Origin of the sequence: Nitrospirillum guaranorum, assembly GCF_034653275.1 — a bacterium.
GTDB lineage: Bacteria > Pseudomonadota > Alphaproteobacteria > Azospirillales > Azospirillaceae > Nitrospirillum.
In genome coordinates this window covers 1,504,514-1,527,008 of record NZ_JAYEES010000001.1, presented here as the reverse complement: position 1 = coordinate 1,527,008, position 22,495 = coordinate 1,504,514, and the positions used below count along the sequence as shown (strand labels likewise).

Here is a 22,495-nt window from a genome sequence, read left to right as displayed (position 1 = left end):
CGACCGCGCTGCGAAAAGGCGGCAGTTTGTGAACGACATGTCTTCCTCTCCCCAAATTCCCCCGGTGCAGGGTTCGCCACTGGACGGCCCCGTCACCTTTGGCCCCTTCCGCCTGACCGTGGGCGAGCGCCTGCTGACCCGCGATGGCGCCCCGGTCGAGATCGGCGGTCGCACCTTCGACCTGCTGGTCGCCCTGGTGGAACAGCCCGGCCGCGTGCTGGCCAAGCGTGACCTGCTGAAGCGGGTCTGGCCGGACGTGGTGGTGGAGGACGGCAGCCTGCGCTTCCACATGGCGGGCCTGCGCAAGATCCTGGGCGATGGCGAGAACGGCGCCCGCTACATCGCGACCCAGGTGGGGGTGGGCTACGCCTTCGTCGCCACCCTGCAGCGCGCGGCGCCGGCGGCCGAGGCGCCGCCTGTCGCGGCCCCGCTGCCGCGTGACGGGGGCCTTTACTCCATGGAGGCCGCCGGCCGCCTGCCGGCCCGCCTGCCACGCGTCTTCGGCCGCGACGCGGACGTGCATCTGCTGACGGGCCGCATACCCGAGACGCCGCTTTTCACCATCGTGGGCGCCGCCGGTGTGGGCAAGACCACCCTGGCGGTGGAGGTGGGGCACATGCTGATGCCCCGGTTCGCCGGCAAGGTGCGCTTCGTCGACCTGGGCACCTTGGAGGATCCGGCCCTGCTGGCCTCGGCCATCGCCGGGGCGCTGGGCGCGCTGGTCCAGTCCGAAGACCCCATGGCCGTCGTCCTGGGTCACATCCGGCAGGAACACCTGCTGCTGATCCTGGACAATTGCGAACATTTGGTGGACGCCGTGTCGCGGGTGGTGGAGCGTCTCATGGACGCCGCCCCTCAGGTCCGTGTCGTCGCGACCAGCCGGGAACCCCTGCGCGTGCGGGCGGAGCATGTGCATTGGCTGGGCTCTCTGGCCTATCCCGACACCGGGGCCGAGGGCCTGTCGCTGGACGCGCTGCTGGCCTATCCCGCGGTGGCGCTGTTCATGGAGCGCGCGTCGGCGGGCAACAGCGCGCTGCGCTTCGATGTCGATGCCGTCCGCCTGGTGTCCGACATGTGCGGCCGGCTGGACGGTATGGCCCTACCCATCGAACTGACGGCGGTGCGGGTGGCGGCCCATGGGCTGGAGGCCACGGCCCAACTGCTGGGGGAGCGGTTCAGCCTGGCCTGGGCCGGACGCCGCACCGCCCTGCCACGCCAGCAGACCCTGCAGGCCACGTTGGACTGGAGCTACAACCTTCTGCCGGAGGCGGAGCGCCTGACCCTGGAACGGTTGTCGGTCTTCCTGGGTCCTTTCTCCATCGACGCCGCGCTGCAGGTGGTGGCGGATGAGGAGGTGCCGCCCGACGCGGCCGTCTTGGCCCTGGATGAGCTGACGACCAAGTCGCTGGTCTCCCCCGACCGGCTGGGCAACGCCAGCACCTACCGCCTGCTGGAAATGACGCGCGCCTACGCCCGGGAAAAGCTGCTGGCCCGGGGACCGCGCTCCTTCCACGCCGTGGCCCGGCGGCACGCGGCCTTTCTCGTCGCCAAGCTGGAGGAGCCGGCCTTTTCCGACCGGCGCTGCCTGGATCGCTTCCATTACTTCTCGCGCCAGTTGGGCAATATCCGCAGCGCCCTGGACTGGAGCTTCGGTCCTGACGGCGACGTGGCGCTGGCCGTCCGCCTGGCGGCGGCGAGCGTGCCGGTTTTCACCAACATGTCCCTTCTGGTGGAATGCCGCGACTGGTGCGCGCGGGCCGTGGCACACCTGGATGGCCACCGCGACACGGCGGTGGAGATTGAGATCCAGGCGGCGCTGGGCCTGGCGCTGATGTTCACCCGCGGCAATAGCGAGGCGGCGGAAACGGCGCTGCGCCGAGCGCTGGCCGTCGCCACCGCCCTGGGCGACCATTGGAACCAGTTGCGCCTGCTGGGCCGTCTGCAGATCTTCCATGAGAGGATCGGCGACTACGCGACGGCCCATGGCTGGGCCGACATGGCGGTGAAGGTGGCCGAGGTGATCGACACGCCGGAGGCGGCGGCCATCGCGGCCTCCCTGGCCGGTATTTCCCATCACCTTGCCGGCGACCAGTCCCGCGCGCGGCAGGAACTGGAATTCTCCATCCGGCGGAGCATGCCCTCCGACCGGCGGTGGACGGTCTATTTCGGCTTCGATCATCGCAATCGCTCGGGCATCGCGCTGGCCCGCACGCTGTGGCTGCTGGGCCTGGCCGACCAGGCCCGGGCCGTGGCCGCCCGCACGGTGCGCGAGGCGGCGGGGCTGGAGCACGCGGTGACCCACTGCATCGCGCTGCTGTGGACGTTGTCGGTTGACCTGTGGGCGGGGGACCTGGACAGGGCGGAGGTGAGCCTGGCCAACTTCGCGCGCGCCGCCGAGGTGAACGCCCTGGGCCCCTACATCGCCGCCACCGGCGGCCTGCGGGGGAGCTGGCCATCCAGCGGGGCCGCGTCGGCGAGGCGCTGGATTGGCTGGAGGAAAGCCTGGCCCGCCTGCGCGCCGCCCGGTATGAGCTGCTGACCACCACCTTCAGCCTGGCGCTGACCCAGGGCCTCATGCTCAGCGGCCGACAGGGGGAGGCGCTGGATCTGGTGAACGCCGCCATCGATCGCTGCGTCGGCAATGGCGAGCTGTTCACCATGCCCGAGCTTTTGCGCGTCAAGGCCGACGTCCTGCGGACCTTGCCGGACCGCGATCCGGCGGAGGTGGAGGCGCTGCTGGAGGACGCGCTGGCGTGGAGCCGCCGGCAGGGGGCCAAGGCATGGGAATTGCGGACCGCGATCGACCTCGCCCGCCTGTGGATGGACCAGCAGCAGCCGGCCCGGGCGCTGGCCCTGCTGCGGCCGCTGCGTGACGGGTTCCAGGAAGGGCTGGATACCGCCGACCTCCGTGCCGCCGACCAGTTGCTGCTCATGCTGGCGGCTCTGCCGGGAACGGCCGACGGCGGTGGCGCGCTGTCGGCTTGGCCCTGGTCGTGAGCGCAACGGCTCAGTGGTCGCAGACGGGTGACGGCGCCGCCCGCTAAGTTTGTCCCAGCTATCGGGGCCTTCGTCGATGTCAGGTCATGCGGGCACGCCGCCACGCCGCGGGGGGCGTGCGCATGTGGCGGGAAAAAACGCGCGTGAAGTGCGACTGGTCGGTGAATCCGACGGCCAAGGCGATATCGGCCAGCGGCAGCTTGGATCCCAGCAGCAATTCGGTCGCGCGCTCGATCCGCCGCTTCAGCACCCATTTGTGCGGCGGGCAGCCGTGAGTGCTCTTGAACGCCTTGCCGAAATAGCTGGGCGACAGGCTGCATTCGCGGGCCAAGTCGGTCAGCAGGATCGGTTCGCCCAGGTTCTCGTCCACATAGGTGGCGACACGCCGCTGCTGCCAGGGCGCCAGGCCGCAGGGTGCCCGACGGGGACGGGACGTGGGCGATACGCCATAGCGGCTCACGACATAGGCCAGCGCCGTCCGGAACGTGTAGTCCAGGAACAACGGTCCGCCCTCGGCCGGGTTGGTCAAGGCTGGCAGCAGGGCCAGCGCCAGGCCGCGGAATGTCATGTCGCACTGCTGGTGGCTCACGGGGCACCGTAGCGCGCCGACCGCCATGTCGTTCTCGTCGGCGAACGCGTCCAGCGCGGCCCGGCTGACCCGCATGCTCAGGGTGTGGAAAGGCTCGCGGATGTCCGCTTCCCACACATGGTGCAGGTCGCTGATGAAAAAGCTGCCCGGGCCTTGGGGAGGCGATAGGAAATGGCGCCCATCGCACCAGGTGTCGACCGCGCCAGAGGAATAGTGGCCAAGCTGGATGACCAGCAGGTAGGCGTCCGCCGGCGCGTTGGCCGTCGTCATCCCGTGGCCGGGGGCGGTGCGCAGGGCGCGATTGATATACTGACCACCCGGTGCGCCCATGCACACCGGCGCCAAGTTGAAGACGTCGACCTGCCCCGGGGTGGTCCAGGGCTGGCCCCCGTCGCAAATGTCCGCAGGGCTCATGATTTCACCATCGCGCTGATCCCTTGCCGCTTCAGGACGGAAGGTGCCGTAGCGCATGATGGCGGTGGGGGACGGCCTGTGCCCGCTAAGTCGTACTAAGAGTTGTTAAGCCACGCTTTTCATGAACATCCGCGCAGGCGACGGGCGTTGCCGAATTTGTACGCTCGCAACAAATTTTTCCTATTTCTGCAAGACGGCCCTGCGGCGCCCTCCTATCTTTCGGCACCTTTCCGGCGTGGAGGACGCGGTCGTGGACGCTGTCTGGTTGCGATCGATGGTGCGCCGGTCACCGGGCTTGCGGCGGGTCGCCCGCGTCTTTGCCCGCTGGGTCGAAGGCGTCCGCTCCGGCATTCAACTCGCGCACCAGCCAGGCCCGCGCCTTGATCCAGTCGCGCCGCACCGTCCGGTCGGTCACGCCCAGCGCCTGGGCCGTTTCCTCATCGCCGTAGCCGGCGAAGAAGCGGCACTCCACCACGCGCGCCAGGCGCAGGTTCAGCCGCGCCAGCCGTGCCAGCGCGTCATTGACCTCAACCAGCAAGGCATCGTTCGTCTCTATGGGGATGGCGGTGTCATCGTCCAGCGGGACGATCACCGCACCGCCACCGCGCTTGGCGGCCAGGCGGCCGCGGGCGTGGTTGACCAGGATGTGCCGCATGGCCAGGGCCGAGGCGCGCAGGAAATGCGATCTGTCGCTGAAGCCCGCCCCGTCCCTCATCTTGATGTAGGCCTCATGAATCAGCGCCGTGGTCTGAAGGGTGTTGCCCGCCCAGCCATGGGCCCGCTCCCGCCGCGCCACACGGTGCAAGTCAGCGTAAAGTATCGGCAAGAGTTCATCCGCCGTCGCCAAGACGGCCGGGGCGTCGCTGGGTTCGATCAGATCAACTATTCTTGGCGACATGCTTCATGCTCCAGGCCCAGGGGATACAAAATTTTCCTATTTTCTCATGCGTCGGTGCAGGGTCCCACTGAGAATGGTTGTACGCCATCATGACTGGATTAGCCGCAAATAAATCGAGTGAATGGTCTGAAGTCGAGGCGCTGTTCGACCGCCTGCTGGATCTCCCCTTGGCCGAGCGCACGTTGATGCTGCGCGACATCGCCCGCATCAGCGCGGAGATGAGCCGGGAACTGGCGGATCTGTTGGCCTGTACCGAGCAGGAAGGAACGCTGCTGGATCAACCAGCATACGGGGCCCCGGAACGGGGCTGCCCCTCTGGCCTGGAGCCCGGTCGCCAGATCGGGGTTTATCGCATCGTCTCAGTGCTGGGCCAAGGCGGCATGGGCGAGGTCTATTTGGCCGAGCGTGCCGACGGACAGTTCGACCAGCAGGTGGCGCTGAAGATCATCCGGGCGGACGCGGTGGAGAACCTGGCGCGCTTCCAGTTCGAGCGCCAGACGCTGGCGCGCCTGGATCACCCCAACATTACCCGCATCTATGACGGTGGCGTGCTGGCGGACGGCCGTCCCTACATGGTGATGGAACTGGTGGCGGGTGTGCCCATCACCACATGGTGCCGCGACCACGGCAGCCCGTTGCGGCAGCGCCTGGATCTGTTCGTGGCTGTCTGCCGGGCGGTGGCGCATGCCCATCGCAACCTGGTGGTCCACCGCGATCTCAAGCCCGGTAACGTGCTGGTGACGGGCGATGGCACGGTGAAGGTGCTGGACTTCGGCATCGCCAAGCAGATGACGGACGGTGCCTGTTTGGAAACCTTGGCCACGCCGGTGACCCCGGCCTACGCGGCGCCGGAGCAGTTGACGGGCGCGCCCGTCAGCACCGCCACCGATACCTACGCGCTGGGCATGCTGCTGTACGAGCTGCTGGCCGGCCAGCGTCCGTTGGCGCTGGAGGAGATGCCGCTGCTGGTGGCCATCGACAAGATCGTCAACCAGCCGCTGCCCGTGCTGTCCAAGTTAGCCGCCGGCCTGTCGTCTCCACCCATCGCGCCCAAGGCCTTGACGGGCGACCTGGACGCCATCGTCGCCAAGGCTCTGCGCAAGGAGCCGGAGCGCCGCTACCAGACGGTGGAGGCGCTGATCGACGATCTGGTTCGCCACATCGACGGCCGGCCGGTGGGGGCGCGGGGCGGGGCGCGCGGCTATGTGCTGGGCCGCTTCATCCGCCGCCACCGCCTGCCCATCGCCGCCGCGTCGGTGACGCTGGCCGCCATCCTGGCTGGGCTGGCGGGCGTCAGCCTGCAATATGTACGGGCGGAGCGGCAATCCGTGCGGGCGGAGAGTGAAGCCAAGCGGGCGACGATCATCAAGCACTTCCTCGAAGAGATGTTCAGCGGCGCCGACCCTAATTTCCCCACCGACAAGCCCCGGGACCAAGTCACCGCAGCCGAGCTGGTCGACCTCGGTTTAAAACGTATTGACCAAGTCGCCGGCAGCGATGAGGAACTGAAACTTGAGCTTCTCATAACTGTGTCAAATATATACTACAATATGTCTCAATACGATAAGAAGCTTATGATTATTAAGAGGGTGGTTGATGAGGAAAGTAAGTATCACGGCGAGAGGTCGCCAGAATATTTATACGCTGCACTGGAATTGTTTGCTGCGCTTAATTTGGTAGGTCAAGCTGACGCCGCCAAGGCCTTGCTCGATGATCTGGATGGAGCCATCACCCGTGCTGGTCTGGACCATACGGAACTGCGGGCGATCTGGTGGAGTCATAAGGGGGCTGAACTGGTCTATTCCGCCAACAGCCCTGTGGAGGGGGCGGCCGCTTACGAGAAGGCGATCGCCCTATTTGCCGAGGTGGCGCCCCATAGTGACGCCTATCCCGACGCGCTCAACAACGTGGCGGCGCGCCGCAGCCTTAAGGGTGATTATCGGGGGGCGTTGGAATTGAGCCAGCGTAGCCTGTCCTTATTAAAGCAGCCGAATGTCCAGGAAGGGATTCCTGGTGCCTTGGCCCAGGTCTACAACATGATAGGCAACGAACAAAGAATGCTCGGGAGAATCCCGGAGGCCAATGCCGCTTATCAGGAATCGGCGAAGCGGGCGCTGGAAGTCGAGGGAAGCTCCAGCCGTAAGTATTGGTCGGCGCTTACGCGCCAGGCTGAAACACTGCATTTCTCCGGTGATCGCGAGAAAGCCGCGGCCCTATTCGAGAGCATACTTCCCCTTCTTTCCCGAAACCCCGACGAGGCCGCCATTGAAAGAATGGCTTATGGCCAATGCCTGGTGAATGAAGGGAACGCCCCTCAGGCGGTACCTATCCTGGAGGCCGTTCTGACGACCCTACGGAATAAGCATCTCAATAATCCAATTCTGTTCCGGGCCGAACTTGCCCTGGGTGACGCCTATGATCATGCCGGCCGCGCGGCGGATGCGCGCGGCCTGTTGGAGCACAGCAACAGCATCTTCCAGTCCGGAATGCCGGATACGATGGACGCAGTGCGCAGCGGTGAGCGCTGGGCCCGCTTCCTGTTGGATCAAGGGGAGCCGGTCGCCGCGGCTCCCTTCCTCGACCGTGTCATCGCCGTCCAGGACCATTGGGGGGATACGCAGACGGCACCCGCGCTGGCATGGGGTGGACGGGCGCGCGTGGCCCTGGCCGCCGGCGACGTCGCCCAGGCGGTCAAGGCCGGCGATGCCGCGCTGGCGGCTTATGACAAGGTCGTGGCCTATCACAATGTCCGCGACCACGCCTATCTGCTGCTGATCCATAGCCGGGTGATGCTGGCGGCGGGGAACCTTGACCAGGCGGCCAAGGACGCCGAGGCCGCCCTCACCGACAGTCGACGGACGGACGTACCGGAAAGCCCGGCCATCAAGGCGGCGGAGGCGGCTTTGGCCGCGGCGCGAGACGCCGGCCAAAAATAAAATTCAAAGGATGCTTCGGATCGGCGCGGAGCCGGGTAGAACACCTGACCCCAAGCGCGATTTGAGCCGCGATGGGGGCGTGGCTCACCAGATGAGAAGGGGTGATCGTGGTGTATGTGGCCGAAAAGCTGTCCGGCGAGTGGTCTGAGGTGGAGGCGCTATTCGACCGCCTTCTGGATCTTCCCCTGTCCGAGCGTACCACGATGCTGCGCGGTATCGCGCGCGTAAGCGCGCGGATGAGTGAGGAGTTGGCGGAACTGCTGGCCGCCGCCGGACAGGACGGCACGCCGCTGGACCAGCCGGCCTACGGCACGACCCCGGTGGCGGCCCCGCTGGGCATGGCGGCAGGGCTCCAGGTCGGTGCCTATCGCATTGTCTCGGTGCTGGGCCAGGGCGGCATGGGCGAGGTCTATTTGGCCGAGCGTGCCGATGGGCAGTTCGACCAGCAAGTGGCGCTGAAGATCATCCGGGCGGATGCGGTGGAGAACCTGGCGCGCTTCCAGTTCGAACGCCAGACGCTGGCGCGCCTCGACCATCCCAACATCACCCGCATCTATGACGGTGGCGTGCTGGCGGATGGCCGTCCCTACATGGTGATGGAACTGGTGGCGGGCGTGCCCATCACCGCCTGGTGCCGTGACCATGCCAGCTCCTTGGCCCAGCGGCTGGATTTGTTCCTGGCTGTCTGCCGGGCGGTGGCGCATGCCCACCGTAACCTGGTGGTCCACCGCGATCTCAAGCCCGGTAACGTGCTGGTGACGGGCGACGGCACGGTGAAGGTGCTGGACTTCGGCATCGCCAAGCAGATCACCGATGGCGCTTACCTGGAAACCCAGGTGGCGCCGGTGACCCCGGCCTACGCGGCGCCGGAGCAATTGACGGGGGCGCCCATCAGCACGGCCACCGATACCTACGCACTGGGCATGCTGTTATACGAGCTGCTGGTGGACCAGCGTCCGCTGCACGTGGACGGTATGCCGTTGCTGGCGATCATAGACAGGATCGTCAGTCAGCCTTTGCCGGCATTATCCAAATTCGCGGCCGGCCTGTCGTCTCCACCCATCGCGCCCAAGGCCCTGGCGGGCGACCTCGACGCCATCGTCGCCAAGGCCCTGCGCAAGGAACCGGAGCGCCGCTACCAGACGGTGGAGGCCCTGGTCGACGATCTTCAGCGCCATCTTGACGGACAGCCTGTGGCGGCCCGGGGCGGCGCGCGCGGCTATGTGCTGGGCCGCTTCATCCGCCGCCACCGGCTGCCCATCGCCGCCGCCACGGTAACGCTGGGCGCCATCCTGGCCGGCTTGGGCGGCATCAGCCTGCAATATGTGCGGGCGGAAAGTGAGGCCAAGCGGGCCATGGCCATCAAGACCTTCCTGCAGGACATGTTCAGCGACGCCGATCCCAATTTCCCGGCCAACAAGCCACGGGATCAGGTCACCGCGACCGAACTGGTCGATTTGGGCTTTCACCGCATTGACCGTATTGCCGGTGATGATGTGGCTCTAAAAACCGAGCTGATTAAGGCGGTGTCGTCCATATATTTCAATTTGTCTGAATATGATAAAGGGAAAGTGGCTAGTGAAAAGGGGGTGGAAGAAGCGAGAAAATATTACGGCCCTCTTTCCAAAGAATATCTGGACGCCATGATAGAGTTGGCGAGTTGGCTGAATACAGGCAATGATGCCGAGAGTTTTAAGAAGGCACTCAAAGATCTGGACGGGGAGATCAGTCAAGCGGGTTTGGATCGCTCAGAAATTCGAGCGAAATGGTGGGATCTCAAAGGGCAGGAGTTGAGGGACGTCTCCAATAATTTCGAGGCGTCCGTTTCCGCCTTCGACAAAGCGATCGCCCTGTTCGCCGACGTTGCCCCCCGTAGCGAAGGTTATTACTCGGCATTGAATAACGCCGCCGGCATGCACCTTCTTCAAGGGGATTATCAAGGGGCGTTGGCGCTGAACCAGCGTAGCTTGGCCATTCTGAAGGACCCTAAAACTTCAGTCGTGATTCCAAGAGCTATAGTTCAGTCATATACGATGATCGCGAATGAACAACGAATGCTCGGAAGGATATCCGAAGCCGATTCATCTTATCAGCAAGCGGCGAAAGCCGCGCTCGAATTTACAGGCGTTGGCAATCTTGATTATTGGATCGCAGTTGGTAATCGAGCCGTAATGGCGCATTCCATGGGGGATCGCGATAAGGCCATGACCTTGTTCGCGACTTATATTCCTTACCTACCTGATGACCTGAACGCGAACCTGATGGCCGCGACCCAGAAGATGAATTACGCCTTTTGTCTGGCTGACGAGGGCCGGGCGCCGCTGGCGGTGCCCATCCTGGAAGCGGTTGTCGCGGCGATACGCGCCAATCATATGGAAAATACCCTCGCATATCGGGCGGAGCTCTATTTGGGTGACGCCTATGACCGTGTCGGCCGCACGGAAGACGCGCGGGCGCTGCTGGAACACAGCAGCACTATCTTTCAAACCAAGATGTCGAGCACGATGGATGCCGTCCGCAGCGGCGAGCGGTGGGCGCGCTTCCTGCTGGACCGGGGGAAACCGCCGCCGCCGCGCCCATCCTCGACCGGGTCATCGCCGCGCAGGACCATTGGGGGGAGACCCAGAACGCGCCGGCGCTGGCATGGGGCGGACGGGCGCGCATCGCGTTGGCGGCGGGCGATATTCCCCAGGCGGCCGCGGCCAGCGATGCCGCGCTGGCGGCGTATGACAAGGTTGTCGCCTATCACAACGTCCGCGACCACGCCTATCTGCTGCTGATCCATAGCCGGGTGATGCTGGTGGCGGGGAACAGGGCCCAGGCGATCAAGGATGCGGAGACGGCCCTGGCGGACAGCCGCCGGACCGACGTGCCGGAAAGCCCGGCCATCAAGGCGGCGGAGGCGGCGTTGGCGGAGGCGCGGGACGGCGGTCGCAAATAAATCGCCGGGCGATGTCCGGATCCAGGCCGAAACCGGGTTATGGGAGTGAGCCGGCAGAATGGCGCGGGCTCACCGACACCGGATCCCTGGACCGTGGAGCACGCGATGACCTTGGCAGAACATTCCCTATATGATTGGCCCTCTGACTGGCAGGGCGGGCCGGCTGGTGCTGGCCGCACCTCCGCGATGGCGGAGGAACCCTTGCGCTTCGACGGCTTCCAGCTGTTCCCCCGCGCGCGCCTGCTGCTGGACGGCGGGCAGCGCGTGCGCATCGGCGACCGGGCGCTGGACATCCTGATCGCCCTGGTGCGGCAGGCTGGCACCGTGGTGTCGAAGGCCGACCTGATGGCCGACGTCTGGCGCAACGTGCGGGTGGATGAGGGGGCGCTGCGCGTTCACCTTGTCGCCTTGCGCCGTGTGCTGCGGGATGGCGAGCGGGGGCGGCGCCTGATCGTGAACATCATGGGCCGGGGCTACGTCTTCGTGGGCATCCTGCTCGACAATCCCCAAAATTTCCGATGACCCCGATGATGATGGCAAGGCGCGGTGCGCTGGCCTTCGCGCTTACCGTGGCGTGCGGGGGCGAACACTAGCGGCCCTGTCCGCCAACTGGCCCAGGGCGTCACTACGCCCGACCGGCGGCGGTGGTTCGCCATCGCCGAGGAAAAGGACGGCGCGCCGGCCCAGGTGGTGCAGGTGCAGCGGCCTTAGGGCTGGGGGGCGGACAGCGCGCAGCGTGCCGCTGTCGCCGCCGCCGCATTCCAGGCCGGATATCCCGGAAGGGGGCGGCGAGGGTGGACGGCACCTGGCCGGCGGTCAGCCGATCCAGCGCGCATCTGGGGCAGCCACCGCGCCGAAAAGATGATATGAACCCTTCTGCCCAAGTAAAGATTGGCTGGCGGAAGCCTTGAATTACCTGGGAACGGGCAGGCGCCAGGGTTTGGTCAAGTAACATAAGAATTTTCGGAAGAGGGATTTTAATGTTTTGTGATCAAGCCGCCGGCGGTGCCGCGTGAGCGAAGTGTCGGAAGGGCTGGTTCGCGGCCTCAAGAACCGTCATGTGCAGATGATCGCACTGGGCGGCGCCATCGGGTCGGGATTGTTCCTAGGATCGGCGCAGGCCATCCACAAGGCCGGTCCCAGCCTGCTGCTGGCCTATGCGCTGGGCGGCATGGCGGTGTTCTTCATGGCGCGGGCGCTGGGGGAGCTGCTGCTCTACCGCCCCGTGGCGGGTTCCTTCGCCACCTACGCCCAGGAATTCGTGGGCCCCTGGGCCGGCTTCGTCTCCGGCTGGTCCTACTGGTTCCTGTGGGTGATGGTCGGTATCGCCGAACTGACGGCGGTTGGCGTCTATATCCGTTACTGGTTCCCCACCCTGCCGCAATGGGTGCCGGTTCTGGCCATGCTGGGCGTGCTGCTGGCGGCCAACCTGCGCAGCGTCAAGGTGTTCGGCGAGTTCGAGTTCTGGTTCGCCCTGATCAAGGTGCTGGCGGTCGTCGCCCTGCTGATCTTCGGCGTGGCGGTGTTGGGCTTCGACGCCGGCGGCCTCGGCACCCACGCCAGCGTCTCCAACCTGTGGACCCACGGCAGCGTCTTCGCCAACGGCACCATGGCGACCCTGCTGGTCTTCCCCGCCGCCCTGTTCGCCTTCGGCGGCATCGAGCTGATCGGCGTGACGGCGGGCGAGGCGGAGGATCCGGGCAAGACCCTGCCGCGCGCCATCAACGGCGCCTTGCTGCGCATCCTGGTGTTCTACATCGGCGCCATCGTGGTGATCATGTCGCTGGTGCCGTGGGACCAGATCTCCCCGGATTTCAGCCCCTTCGTCACGGTGTTCGACCATTTCGGCATCCCCGCCGCCGCGGGTGTGATCAATTTCGTCGTGCTGACGGCCGCCGCCTCGGCCTGCAACAGCGGCATCTTCTCCTGCGGCCGCATGCTGCATACCCTGGCGAACGCGAAAGAGGCGCCGGCCTATTTCGCCACGCTCAGTGATCAGCGTGTGCCTACGCGCGGCATCGTTGCTTCGGTGGTCTTCATGCTGGCCGGCGTGCTGGTGAACTACGTGGCGCCCGAGCAGGCCTTCATCTATGTGATGAGCACGGTGGTGGTGATTCAGCTCTGGACCTGGTCCATCATCATCATCTCCCACCTGTTCTATCGCCGCGCCGTGGCGGCGGGCCGGGTGGCGCCCTCGCCCTATCGCATGCCCGGCGCACCGTGGACCGGGTATCTGACGCTGACCTTCTTCGCGCTGACTCTGGTGCTGCTGGCGTTTGACGACAACACCCGCCTGGCCGTCTACGTCGCGCCCGCCTGGGTGGTGGCGATGGTCATCGGCTGGCAGGTGGCCAAGAGGGGATGACCGCCGGGCGGGAAGCCCGGTCCCCTCAGGGTCGGGCTTTTCCCCGTCGCCGCACGTTCTTGCCGATGATGGCGGCGATGATCAGCGAAAAGGCCACCAGCCGCAGGCCGAACGCCCACAGGTATTCCCCCTGCGCCACATCGGCGAAGGTGGTGATCGCCTGGTTGATGGCCAGCAGCCCGAAGGCGGTGGCGAAAGCCAGGAACAGCGTGTCCCGCACCCGGACCCAGAACCGCAGGAAGAAAAGGCTGACCAGGAAATAGCCCAGCGTCACGCCGCCGGACAGGTAGCTCAGTATCTTGACGGACTCTTCCACCCCCGCGGCCATCACTCCGTCTCCCAGATAAGTCCGACCAGAAGGATGCCGACGGAAACCAGGGCGGTCACGGTGCGCAGCGGACGCAGGTCGGTGTCGGGCAGCACGACGAAATCCAGGAACAGCAGGAAGTTGTTGATCGCCAGGCCGGTGAAGCAAAGCGCGCTCCACAGCAGCAGGCGCGACCGATCCTGCAGGTATTTGCGGATCAGGAGAACCATGCACAGGAAGCTGGTGGCCCCACACAATAGGTAAACGGCCGCTGCGAGCATGGGCATGGCCTCAATCCTTGCTCAGTTTGAAGGCGTCGGCGAATGACTTGATACGCGAGTTCGGGGTCGAGAGGATGGCTTTGATGATGGACAGCGGCTGTTCGGCATAGGCGGTTTCAAGATCGCGCACGAAGGCTTCCAGGAGAGGCCCGGCCGGCTGGAACCTGTGGGCGTCGTCTTCGGCGACAACCAGGCCCGCTTGGGCCAGGGGCGCCAGCGCCCCCTCGATCGCGGCGGCGCTGCTGCGCAGGTGCAGGACCAGTTCGGGCACCGTCCACGCCCGGTCACGTCCCCGGTACAGGAACAAGAGGGTCTCCAGCGCCCAGACGGAGGGGATGGAGAGACGCAAGAGCTGAAGGTGCCGTTCGGAGAGCATGGCCGTTACCGTCTAGTCCCCGGTGGACAGTGGCCGCCCGCGGCGTCGCCGCAGGCCCGGGGTCAGCCTCCAATGATGGGGGTGGAAATGTCAGGCGAGACTGGCGACCTGCCCGGTGGCGAAGACACGCATAGGGGGTGACGCGGCCGGGCCGACGAGCGTCAGCAGGGCGCGTTCCAGGTCGGACAGCCGCACTGGCTTCTGCAGCACCGGCGCGCCCTGATAGCGGCCATCCATCGTCACCTTGTCGTACCCGGTGAGGAAGATGAAGGGCACGCCCGCGTCGGCCAGCAGATCGGCCACCGGGTAGATCGGCGCGCCCTGCAGGTTGACGTCCAGGATGGCGCAATCGATGCCGCCGGCCTTGGCCAGCACCAAGGCCTGGGGCAGGGTGCCGACGGGGCCGGCCACCGTCATGCCCAGATCCACCAGCGCCTGCTCAATCATCATGGCCACCATGGCCTCGTCATCCACCACCATGACCCGCAGCCCGGGGGGAAGGTGGCTGGCCGGGGCGGCGGGCCCCGGCGCTGGTGTCGCGATGGGGGCGGCGTCATCGACCACCAGCTTCCCCACCTCGCTCATGGGAATGCTGAAGGTGCAGACCAGGCCGGTGGGCAGCCAGTTCATCTCGACCCGGCCGGACAGTTGCCGTTCCACGCTCTCGGTGATGGCGCGGATGCCGAAACCGCGCGACCGCGGCGCCGTCGCCGAGGGGCCGCCGGTTTCCCGCCACGTCAGGGTCAGGACGTCCGCCCGGCTGTGCCACGTCAGCCGGACGCTGCCGGTGGGTACGGACAGGGATCCGTATTTGGCGGCGTTGGTGGCCAGCTCATGGATGCTCAGCGCCAGGGACTGGGCGGTGGCGGGCAGCAGCATCACGTCCGGGCCGTCGAACACCACGCGCGGCGTGTCGCCGGACTGATAGGGGGCCATCTCCTCCCGTACCAGCCGCACCAGTTCGGCGCCCTGCCAGCGGGAATTCGACAGCAGCGTGTGCACCCAGGCGATGGCGCCGATGCGACCCTCGACCAATTCCACGAATTCAGGCACGGACGGCGCCCGCGTCAGGCGCAGCACCGACTGGACGACGGCCAGGGCGTTCTTGGCCCGATGGTCGACCTCGCGCGCCAGCATCATCTGCCGGGCCTCGGCGTCCTTGCGCTCGGTGATGTCGAAGGTGACGCCGCTCAGCCGGCGGGAGCGGCCATCCGTGTCGCCGGTGGCGGCGGCGGCCGCGAAGCACCAGCGGATGGCGCCGTCGGGCCGGATGATGCGGAACTCCTCGCCATAGCGCTGGCCGGTGGTGGCGGCCTGGCGGATGGCCTGGATCTGCGCCTCCCGGTCCTCGGGATGGAACAGGGCCCAGGCGCTGGCGGCGGTGACGGCGAAGCGGGCGGGGTCGGTGCCGAAGATGCGGTGCTGGGCGTCGTCCCACATCAGTTCATCGGTATCGGCGTTCCAGTCCCAGGACCCCATGCCGCCGGCGGCCAAGGCCAGGCTGCGCCGCCGCTCGCTCTGTTGCAGGCGGGCGGCCGTGTGCTCCAGGTCGGCAGTGCGCTCCGCCACACGGCGCTCCAGCTCCGCGTTCAGCTGCTCCAGCTGGCGGGTCTTGCGGTGCAACTCGACGAAGACGCGGACCTTGGCGCGCAGCACCTCCGGCACCACCGGCACGGGCACGTAGTCGACCGCCCCCGCCTCATAGCCGCGCAGCCGGTCGACATCCGACATCATGACCGCCGAGATGAAGATCATGGCGGTCTTCTCGAAGCGGGGATGGTTGCGGATCATCTCGGCCAGCTGGAATCCGTCCAGGTCCGGCATGCAGACATCGACCAGGATGACGGCGATGTCCTGCCGCAGCAGATGCTCCAGCGCCTCGCGGGCGGAGCCGGCCTTGATCAGGTTCTCCCCCAGTTCGCTCAGGATCACCTCATAGCTCAGCAGCTTGGCCGGCTGGTCATCCACCAGGAGTATGTTGGCCTTGGGCGTGGCGTCCATGGTGAAGCGTCCCCTCAGCGATGCAGCCACATGCGCAACGCCGACAGCAATTGCTCGGTGTTGACCGGTTTGGCCAGGTAATCAGAGGCGCCCGCTTCCAGGCATTTCTCACGATCGCCCTTCATCGCCTTGGCCGTCAAGGCGACGATGGGCAGCCGACGGAAGGCCGGGTTGGCGCGGATGACGCCCATGGTCTGGTACCCGTCCATCTCCGGCATCATGATGTCCATCAGCACGATGGCGATGTCGGGCGTCTGCTCGATCAGGGTGATGGCCTCCCGTCCCGTGGTGGCCGCCAGCACGCGCATGCCCCGGCGCTCCAGCACGCTGGACAGGGCGAAGATGTTGCGGGCGTCGTCGTCCACCAGCAGCACGGTGCTGCCCACCAGATCCTCGTCCGAGCCGTGCAGCCGTTCCAGCATGCGGCGCTTGTCCGCCGGCAGGTCGGCCACCACCCGGTGCAGGAACAGCGACGTCTCGTCCAGCAGCCGCTCCGGCGATTCCACGCCCTTGACCACGATGCTGCGCGCCATGGCGTGCAGCTTGGCGTCTTCTTCCGCCGACAGCTCGCGCCCTGTGAAGACGATCACCGGCACGTCGCACAGGTTGCTGTCGGCGCTGATGACCTCCAGCACCTCGAACCCAGTCATGTCGGGCAGCCGCAGGTCCAGGACGACGCAGTCGCACGGCTTCTCGCGCAGGGTCCGCAGCGCCTCCGCCCCGGTTCCCGCGGCCAGCACCTCGATGTCGTCGTGGCCCAGCAGCTCGGTGATGCTCATCAGCTCGGCGGCGTTGTCCTCCACCACCAGCAGGCGCTTGCGCCGCGGCTGGGCGTATTCCTTGATCCGGTCCAGCGCGCTGTCCAGCACCTCCGGCGAGGTCGGCTTGGACATGAAGGAGAAGGCGCCCCGCGCCAGCCCGTGCTGCCGGTCCTCATCCAGGGTGATGATCTGCACCGGGATGTGGCGGGTGGCGGGGTTGTGCTTCAGCTGGCTCAGCACCGTCCAGCCCAGCATGTCAGGCAGGAACACGTCCAGCGACACCGCTGTCGGCTGGTACTGGCGCGCCAGGTCCAGGGCGTCGATGCCGCGCATGGCCACCAGCACCTTGAACCCCTTGTCGCGGGCCAGGTCGACCATCACCCGGCTGTAGTGCGGGTCATCCTCGACGATCAGCAGGACGGCGTCGCCGGGGTGGATGTCCAGCCGGTCATCCACCACCTGCTCCAGCGCCCGCTCCGGCAGGCCGGCGGCATGGCGCCAGTTGGCGTCGGCCGGCACCAGGGCCGGGCGATGGTCGTTGGCGACCACGGTGCGGGCGGTATGGACGGGGGCCAGATAGGTGGCCGGGATGTAGAGGGTGAAGGTGCTGCCGGTGCCGGGCGTGCTGCGCAGGTGGATTTCACCGCCCAGCAGGTTGGCCAGCTCGCGGCTGATGGCCAGGCCCAGGCCGGTGCCGCCGTACTTGCGGCTGGTGCTGGCGTCGGCCTGCTGGAAGGCCTCGAAGATGATCTTCTGCTTCTCGGCGGGAATGCCGATGCCGGTGTCGCTGACCTCGAAGGCCACCACCTTGGGCGACTGCTTCAGGATGGGATGGTCCGACGACCAGCCGTTGGCCGGCGCCGAGACGGTGAGACGCACGCCGCCCGTCTCCGTGAACTTGAAGGCGTTGGACAGCAAATTCTTTAGCACCTGCTGCAGACGCTTGCTGTCGGTAGTGAGCGTCCGGCCCAGCGTCGGGTCCAGCTGCACGTCGAAGGCCAGGCGGCGGTTTTCCGCCTCGTGCCGGAAGGGCCGCGCCACGGTGTCCAGCAGGTTGCTGAAGAAGATCTCCTCCGCCTCCACCGAGACGGTGCCGGACTCGATCTTCGACAGGTCCAGGATGTCGCTGATCAGGTTCAGCAGGTCGGTGCCGGCGCCATGGATGGTGCGGGAGAATTCCACCTGCTTGGGCGTCAGGTTGCCGTCGGGGTTCTCGCTCAGCTGCTGGCCCAGGATGAGGATGGAGTTCAGCGGCGTGCGCAGCTCGTGGCTCATGTTGGCCAGGAACTCGGACTTGTATTTCGAGGTCAGGGACAGTTCCGTCGCCTTTTCCTCCAGCGCGCGGCGGGCCTGTTCGATCTCCTGGTTCTTGCGCTCCACCTCGACATTGCGCTCGGCCAGCTGCTGCGCCTTCTGTTCCAGCTGTTCATTGGTCTGCTGCAGCTCGCCCTGCTGGGCCTGCAGTTCGGCGGCCAGCTGTTGCGATTGCTTCAGCAGGCCTTCCGTCTGCATCGTCGCCTCGATGCTGTTCAGCACGATGCCGATGCTGGCGGTCAACTGTTCCAGGAAGGTCATCTGCAGGCCGGTGAACGCCGTCATGGACGCCAGTTCGATGACCGCCTTCACCTGGCCTTCGAACTGCACGGGCAGGACGACGACGCTTTGCGGGATGGCCTTGAACAGGCCGGAGGAGATGGGCACGACGTTGGCCGGCATCTCCGTGATCAGGATGCGGCGCTTGTCGGCGGCGCATTGGCCGATCAACCCCTCGCCGATCTGCAGGCGCTGCGGGTGGCCGTGGGTGGCGTCGTCGGCATAGCCGGAGACCAGCTTCAGGCTGCGCGGGCCCTCCTCATCCATCTGGTAGATCACGCCCTGGTGGGCGCCGACCAGGGGCGTCAGCTCGGTCAGCAGCATGCGGCCCACGGTCGATAGGTCGCGCTGGCCCTGCAGCATGTTGGTGAAGCGGGCCAGGTTGGTCTTCAGCCAGTCCTGTTCCGTGTTGCGGTCGGTGGTCAGCCGCAAGTTGTCGATCATCGTGTTGATGTTGTCTTTCAGCTCCGCCACCTCGCCGCGAGCGTCCACCTGGATCGACCGGGTCAGGTCGCCCTTGGTCACGGCGGTCGCCACCTCGGCGATGGCGCGCACCTGGGTCGTCAGGTTGGCGGCCAGCAGGTTGACGTTGCCGGTCAGGTCCTTCCAGGTGCCCGCCGCGCCCGGCACGTTGGCCTGGCCACCCAGGCGCCCTTCCACGCCCACCTCGCGCGCCACGGTCGTCACCTGGTCGGCGAAGGTGGCCAGGGTGTTGGTCATGTTGTTGATGGTTTCGGCCAGGGCCGCCACCTCGCCCTTGGACTTCACCGCCAGGTTCTGCTTCAGGTCGCCGTTGGCGACGGCGGTCACCACCTTCACGATGCCGCGCACCTGTTCCGTCAGGTTGGCGGCCATGACGTTCACGGTGTCGGTCAGGTCCTTCCAGGTGCCGGCGACGCCGGGCACCTGGGCCTGGCCGCCCAGCTTGCCTTCGGTGCCGACCTCGCGGGCCACGCGGGTCACCTCGCCGGCGAAGGCGTTCAGCTGGTCCACCATCGTGTTGATGGTGTTTTTCAGCTCCAGGATTTCGCCCTTCACGTCCACGGTGATCTTGCGCGACAGGTCGCCGCGCGCCACGGCCGTGGTCACCTCCGCGATGTTGCGCACCTGGGTGGTCAGGTTGGCGGCCAGCAGGTTGACGTTGTCGGTCAGGTCCTTCCAGGTGCCGCCCACTCCGGGCACCACCGCCTGGCCGCCCAGGCGCCCCTCGGTGCCGACCTCGCGGGCCACGCGCGTCACCTCCGCCGCGAAGGAGCGCAACTGCTCCACCATCGTGTTCAACGTTTCCTTCAGCAGCAGGATCTCGCCGCGCACGTCCACGGTGATCTTCTTGGACAGGTCGCCGTTGGCGATGGCGGTGGCCACCTCGGCGATGTTGCGCACCTGGGCCGTCAGGTTGCCGGCCATGAAGTTCACGCTGTCGGTCAAATCCTTCCAGGTGCCGGCGACGCCGGACACCTGGGCCTGTCCGCCCAGCTTGCCCTCGGTGCCCACCTCGCGCGCCACGCGCGTCACCTCGGCGGCGAAGGCGTTCAGCTGGTCCACCATGGTGTTGATGGTGTTCTTCAGCTCCAGGATTTCGCCCTTCACGTCCACGGTGATCTTGCGCGACAGGTCGCCGCGCGCCACCGCCGTGGTCACCTCGGCGATGTTGCGCACCTGGTCGGTGAGGTTGGAGGCCATGAAATTGACGCTGTCGGTCAAATCCTTCCAGGTGCCGGCGACGCCGGGCACCTGGGCCTGGCCGCCCAGGCGCCCTTCGGTGCCGACCTCGCGGGCCACGCGCGTCACCTCGCCGGCGAAGCGGTTCAACTGGTCCACCATGGTGTTCAGCGTTTCCTTCAGCTGAAGGATCTCGCCGCGCACGTCCACGGTGATCTTGCGCGACAGGTCGCCGTTGGCGATGGCGGTGGCGACCTCGGCGATGTTGCGCACCTGGCCGGTCAGGTTGCCGGCCATGGAGTTGACGCTGTCGGTCAGGTCCTTCCAGGTGCCGGCGACGCCAGGCACCTGGGCCTGTCCGCCCAGCTTGCCGTCGGTGCCGACCTCGCGCGCCACGCGCGTCACCTCGGCGGCGAAGGCGTTAAGCTGGTCCACCATCGTGTTGATGGTTTCCTTCAGCTGCAGGATTTCACCGCTGACGTTCACGGTGATCTTCTTGGACAGGTCGCCCTGGGCCACGGCGGTGGCGACCTCGGCGATGTTGCGCACCTGGCCGGTCAGGTTGCCGGCCATGGAGTTGACGTTGTCGGTCAGGTCCTTCCAGGTGCCGGCGACGCCGGGCACCTGCGCCTGTCCGCCCAGCTTGCCTTCGGTGCCGACCTCGCGCGCCACGCGGGTCACCTCGGCGGCGAAGGCGTTTAGCTGGTCCACCATGGTGTTCAGCGTTTCCTTCAGCTGAAGGATCTCGCCTTTCACGTCCACGGTGATCTTGCGCGACAGGTCGCCGTTGGCCACGGCGGTGGCGACCTCGGCGATGTTGCGCACCTGGTCGGTCAGGTTGCCGGCCATGGAGTTCACGCTGTCGGTCAGGTCCTTCCACGTGCCGGCCACGCCGCGCACCATGGCCTGTCCGCCCAGCTTGCCCTCGGTGCCGACCTCGCGCGCCACGCGGGTCACCTCGCCGGCGAAGGCGTTCAGCTGGTCCACCATCGTGTTGATGGTTTCCTTCAGCTGCAGGATTTCACCGCTGACGTTCACGGTGATCTTCTTGGACAGGTCGCCGTTGGCGATGGCGGTGGACACCTCCGCGATGTTGCGCACCTGGGCCGTCAGGTTGCCGGCCATGAAGTTCACGTTGTCGGTCAGGTCCTTCCAGGTGCCGCCCACGCCTGGCACCACCGCCTGTCCGCCCAGCTTGCCCTCGGTGCCGACCTCGCGGGCCACGCGGGTCACCTCGCCGGCGAAGGCGTTCAGCTGGTCCACCATGGTGTTGATGGTGTTCTTCAGCTCCAGGATTTCGCCGCGCACGTCCACGGTGATCTTGCGCGACAGGTCGCCGCGCGCCACCGCCGTCGTCACCTGGGCGATGTTGCGCACCTGGTCGGTCAGGTTGCCGCACATGGCGTTGACCGAGTCCGTCAGGTCCTTCCAGGTGCCGGCGACGCCGGGCACGATGGCCTGTCCGCCCAGCTTGCCGTCGGTGCCGACCTCGCGCGCCACGCGCGTCACTTCCGACGCGAAGGACCGCAGCTGGTCCACCATGGTGTTGATGGCTTCCTTCAGCTGCAGAATCTCACCGCGCACGTCGACGGTGATCTTCTTGGACAGGTCGCCGTTGGCCACGGCGATGGTCACTTCGGCGATGTTGCGCACCTGGGCCGTCAGGTTGGACGCCATGGAGTTCACGGACTCCGTCAGGTCCTTCCACACGCCCGTCACCTCACGCACCTGGGCCTGGCCGCCCAGCTTGCCGTCGGTGCCGACCTCGCGCGCCACGCGTGTCACTTCCGAGGTGAAGACGTTCAACTGCTTGATCATGGTGTTGACGATGGTGGCGGAGCGCAGGAACTCGCCCTGCAGCGGCCGGCCGTCGACATCCAGCGGCACCGTCTGCAGCAGGTCGCCGCGCGCCACGGCCGTGATGGCGCGGGTCACTTCCGTCGTCGGCCACAGCAGGTCGTCGATCAGCGAATTGACCGACCCCTCCATATCGCCCCATGAGCCGTTGGACAGGTTGAACTTCACGCGCTGGCGCGTCTTTCCCTCGCGCCCCACCACCTGGCCCACCCGTTCCAGCTGCTGCGCCATCCGTTCATTGGCGGCGACGATCTCGTTGAAGGTGTCGGCGATCTTGCCCAGGACGCCGCCATGGTTGCCGGACATGCGGACGGAGAAGTCACCGACCCTCACCGCCTGCAAGGCCTCCAGCAACTGGTACAGCTCCGCCCCGCCGGGGGAGGGCTGTCCAACGCCACGGTCGAGACGGGGACGGCGTCAGCGGTGTCGTGCTGGAGCTGCAAGGAAGCCTCCCGGCGTGGGCCCGGCTGGGCCACGGATTGATGACGCTCGGCCCCGGGGGTGGCCGGGGCCCTGT

At 66.6% G+C, this 22,495-nt stretch carries 14 protein-coding genes; 7 read left to right on the top strand and 7 right to left on the bottom strand.

What is annotated here, in order from left to right; translation table 11 throughout:
- The first annotated feature begins 37 nt into the window (after window positions 1–37).
- A complete protein-coding gene (locus UAJ10_RS06005; protein WP_322914444.1) occupies window positions 38–2,539 on the top strand; it encodes an ATP-binding protein in 2,502 nt (833 codons plus the stop codon).
- A 35-nt stretch (window positions 2,540–2,574) separates the two neighbouring features.
- A complete protein-coding gene (locus UAJ10_RS06000; protein WP_322914443.1) occupies window positions 2,575–2,997 on the top strand; it encodes a hypothetical protein in 423 nt (140 codons plus the stop codon).
- Between the two features lie 79 nt (window positions 2,998–3,076).
- Here UAJ10_RS06000 and UAJ10_RS05995 read toward each other — a convergent pair whose 3' ends face one another.
- Complete coding sequence (locus UAJ10_RS05995) at window positions 3,077–4,000, bottom strand: AraC family transcriptional regulator (RefSeq protein WP_322914442.1); 924 nt, start codon at window positions 3,998–4,000, stop codon at window positions 3,077–3,079.
- A 286-nt stretch (window positions 4,001–4,286) separates the two neighbouring features.
- Window positions 4,287–4,898, bottom strand: coding sequence for an ECF-type sigma factor (locus UAJ10_RS05990; RefSeq protein ID WP_322914441.1), 612 nt, complete (start codon window positions 4,896–4,898; stop codon window positions 4,287–4,289).
- Between the two features lie 89 nt (window positions 4,899–4,987).
- Between UAJ10_RS05990 and UAJ10_RS05985 the strand changes: the two genes are divergently transcribed.
- From UAJ10_RS05985 to UAJ10_RS05965, 5 genes are all read left to right on the top strand, one after another.
- Window positions 4,988–7,834: a protein kinase domain-containing protein gene (locus tag UAJ10_RS05985; protein ID WP_322914440.1), complete on the top strand. Its 2,847-nt coding sequence runs from the start codon at window positions 4,988–4,990 to the stop codon at window positions 7,832–7,834.
- A gap of 101 nt (window positions 7,835–7,935) precedes the next feature.
- Window positions 7,936–10,614 (top strand): serine/threonine-protein kinase, encoded by a 2,679-nt coding sequence (locus UAJ10_RS05980; protein ID WP_322914439.1) that lies wholly within the window; start codon window positions 7,936–7,938, stop codon window positions 10,612–10,614.
- 20 nt (window positions 10,615–10,634) lie between these two features.
- The gene (locus tag UAJ10_RS05975) at window positions 10,635–10,775 is read left to right on the top strand and encodes a hypothetical protein (RefSeq protein ID WP_322914438.1); all 141 of its coding nucleotides are present in this window, start codon (window positions 10,635–10,637) and stop codon (window positions 10,773–10,775) included.
- A 105-nt stretch (window positions 10,776–10,880) separates the two neighbouring features.
- The gene (locus UAJ10_RS05970) at window positions 10,881–11,297 is read left to right on the top strand and encodes a winged helix-turn-helix domain-containing protein (protein WP_322914437.1); all 417 of its coding nucleotides are present in this window, start codon (window positions 10,881–10,883) and stop codon (window positions 11,295–11,297) included.
- A gap of 490 nt (window positions 11,298–11,787) precedes the next feature.
- Window positions 11,788–13,140, top strand: a complete 1,353-nt coding sequence (locus tag UAJ10_RS05965; protein ID WP_322914436.1) for an amino acid permease — start codon at window positions 11,788–11,790, stop codon at window positions 13,138–13,140.
- 25 nt (window positions 13,141–13,165) lie between these two features.
- On the opposite strand, the gene UAJ10_RS05960 is transcribed toward UAJ10_RS05965, so the two are convergent.
- The 5 genes from UAJ10_RS05960 to UAJ10_RS05940 all read right to left on the bottom strand — a co-directional run bounded on the left by UAJ10_RS05960 (window position 13,166) and on the right by UAJ10_RS05940 (window position 22,332).
- Window positions 13,166–13,468: a DUF5985 family protein gene (locus UAJ10_RS05960; protein WP_322914435.1), complete on the bottom strand. Its 303-nt coding sequence runs from the start codon at window positions 13,466–13,468 to the stop codon at window positions 13,166–13,168.
- Entirely contained in the window at window positions 13,468–13,734 is a 267-nt protein-coding gene (locus tag UAJ10_RS05955; protein ID WP_322914434.1) for a DUF5985 family protein, read from the bottom strand. Before UAJ10_RS05955 ends, UAJ10_RS05960 begins: the two co-directional genes overlap by 1 nt.
- Before the next feature lie 4 nt (window positions 13,735–13,738).
- Window positions 13,739–14,104, bottom strand: coding sequence for a hypothetical protein (locus UAJ10_RS05950; protein WP_322914433.1), 366 nt, complete (start codon window positions 14,102–14,104; stop codon window positions 13,739–13,741).
- Between the two features lie 90 nt (window positions 14,105–14,194).
- Window positions 14,195–16,105 (bottom strand): response regulator, encoded by a 1,911-nt coding sequence (locus UAJ10_RS05945; RefSeq protein ID WP_322914432.1) that lies wholly within the window; start codon window positions 16,103–16,105, stop codon window positions 14,195–14,197.
- Window positions 16,106–16,119: 14 nt separating this feature from the next.
- Window positions 16,120–22,332, bottom strand: coding sequence for a HAMP domain-containing protein (locus UAJ10_RS05940; protein ID WP_322914431.1), 6,213 nt, complete (start codon window positions 22,330–22,332; stop codon window positions 16,120–16,122).
- Window positions 22,333–22,495: the final 163 nt, after the last annotated feature.

Coding starts and splice junctions, on each gene's coding strand:
- UAJ10_RS05985 (WP_322914440.1), top strand. CDS start 4,988: ATGACTGGATTAGCCGCAAATAAATCGAGTGAATGGTCTGAAGTCGAG.
- UAJ10_RS05950 (WP_322914433.1), bottom strand. CDS start 14,104: ATGCTCTCCGAACGGCACCTTCAGCTCTTGCGTCTCTCCATCCCCTCC.
- UAJ10_RS05955 (WP_322914434.1), bottom strand. CDS start 13,734: ATGCCCATGCTCGCAGCGGCCGTTTACCTATTGTGTGGGGCCACCAGC.
- UAJ10_RS05970 (WP_322914437.1), top strand. CDS start 10,881: ATGACCTTGGCAGAACATTCCCTATATGATTGGCCCTCTGACTGGCAG.
- UAJ10_RS05990 (WP_322914441.1), bottom strand. CDS start 4,898: ATGTCGCCAAGAATAGTTGATCTGATCGAACCCAGCGACGCCCCGGCC.
- UAJ10_RS05960 (WP_322914435.1), bottom strand. CDS start 13,468: ATGGCCGCGGGGGTGGAAGAGTCCGTCAAGATACTGAGCTACCTGTCC.
- UAJ10_RS06005 (WP_322914444.1), top strand. CDS start 38: ATGTCTTCCTCTCCCCAAATTCCCCCGGTGCAGGGTTCGCCACTGGAC.
- UAJ10_RS05995 (WP_322914442.1), bottom strand. CDS start 4,000: ATGAGCCCTGCGGACATTTGCGACGGGGGCCAGCCCTGGACCACCCCG.
- UAJ10_RS05945 (WP_322914432.1), bottom strand. CDS start 16,105: ATGGACGCCACGCCCAAGGCCAACATACTCCTGGTGGATGACCAGCCG.
- UAJ10_RS06000 (WP_322914443.1), top strand. CDS start 2,575: ATGCTCAGCGGCCGACAGGGGGAGGCGCTGGATCTGGTGAACGCCGCC.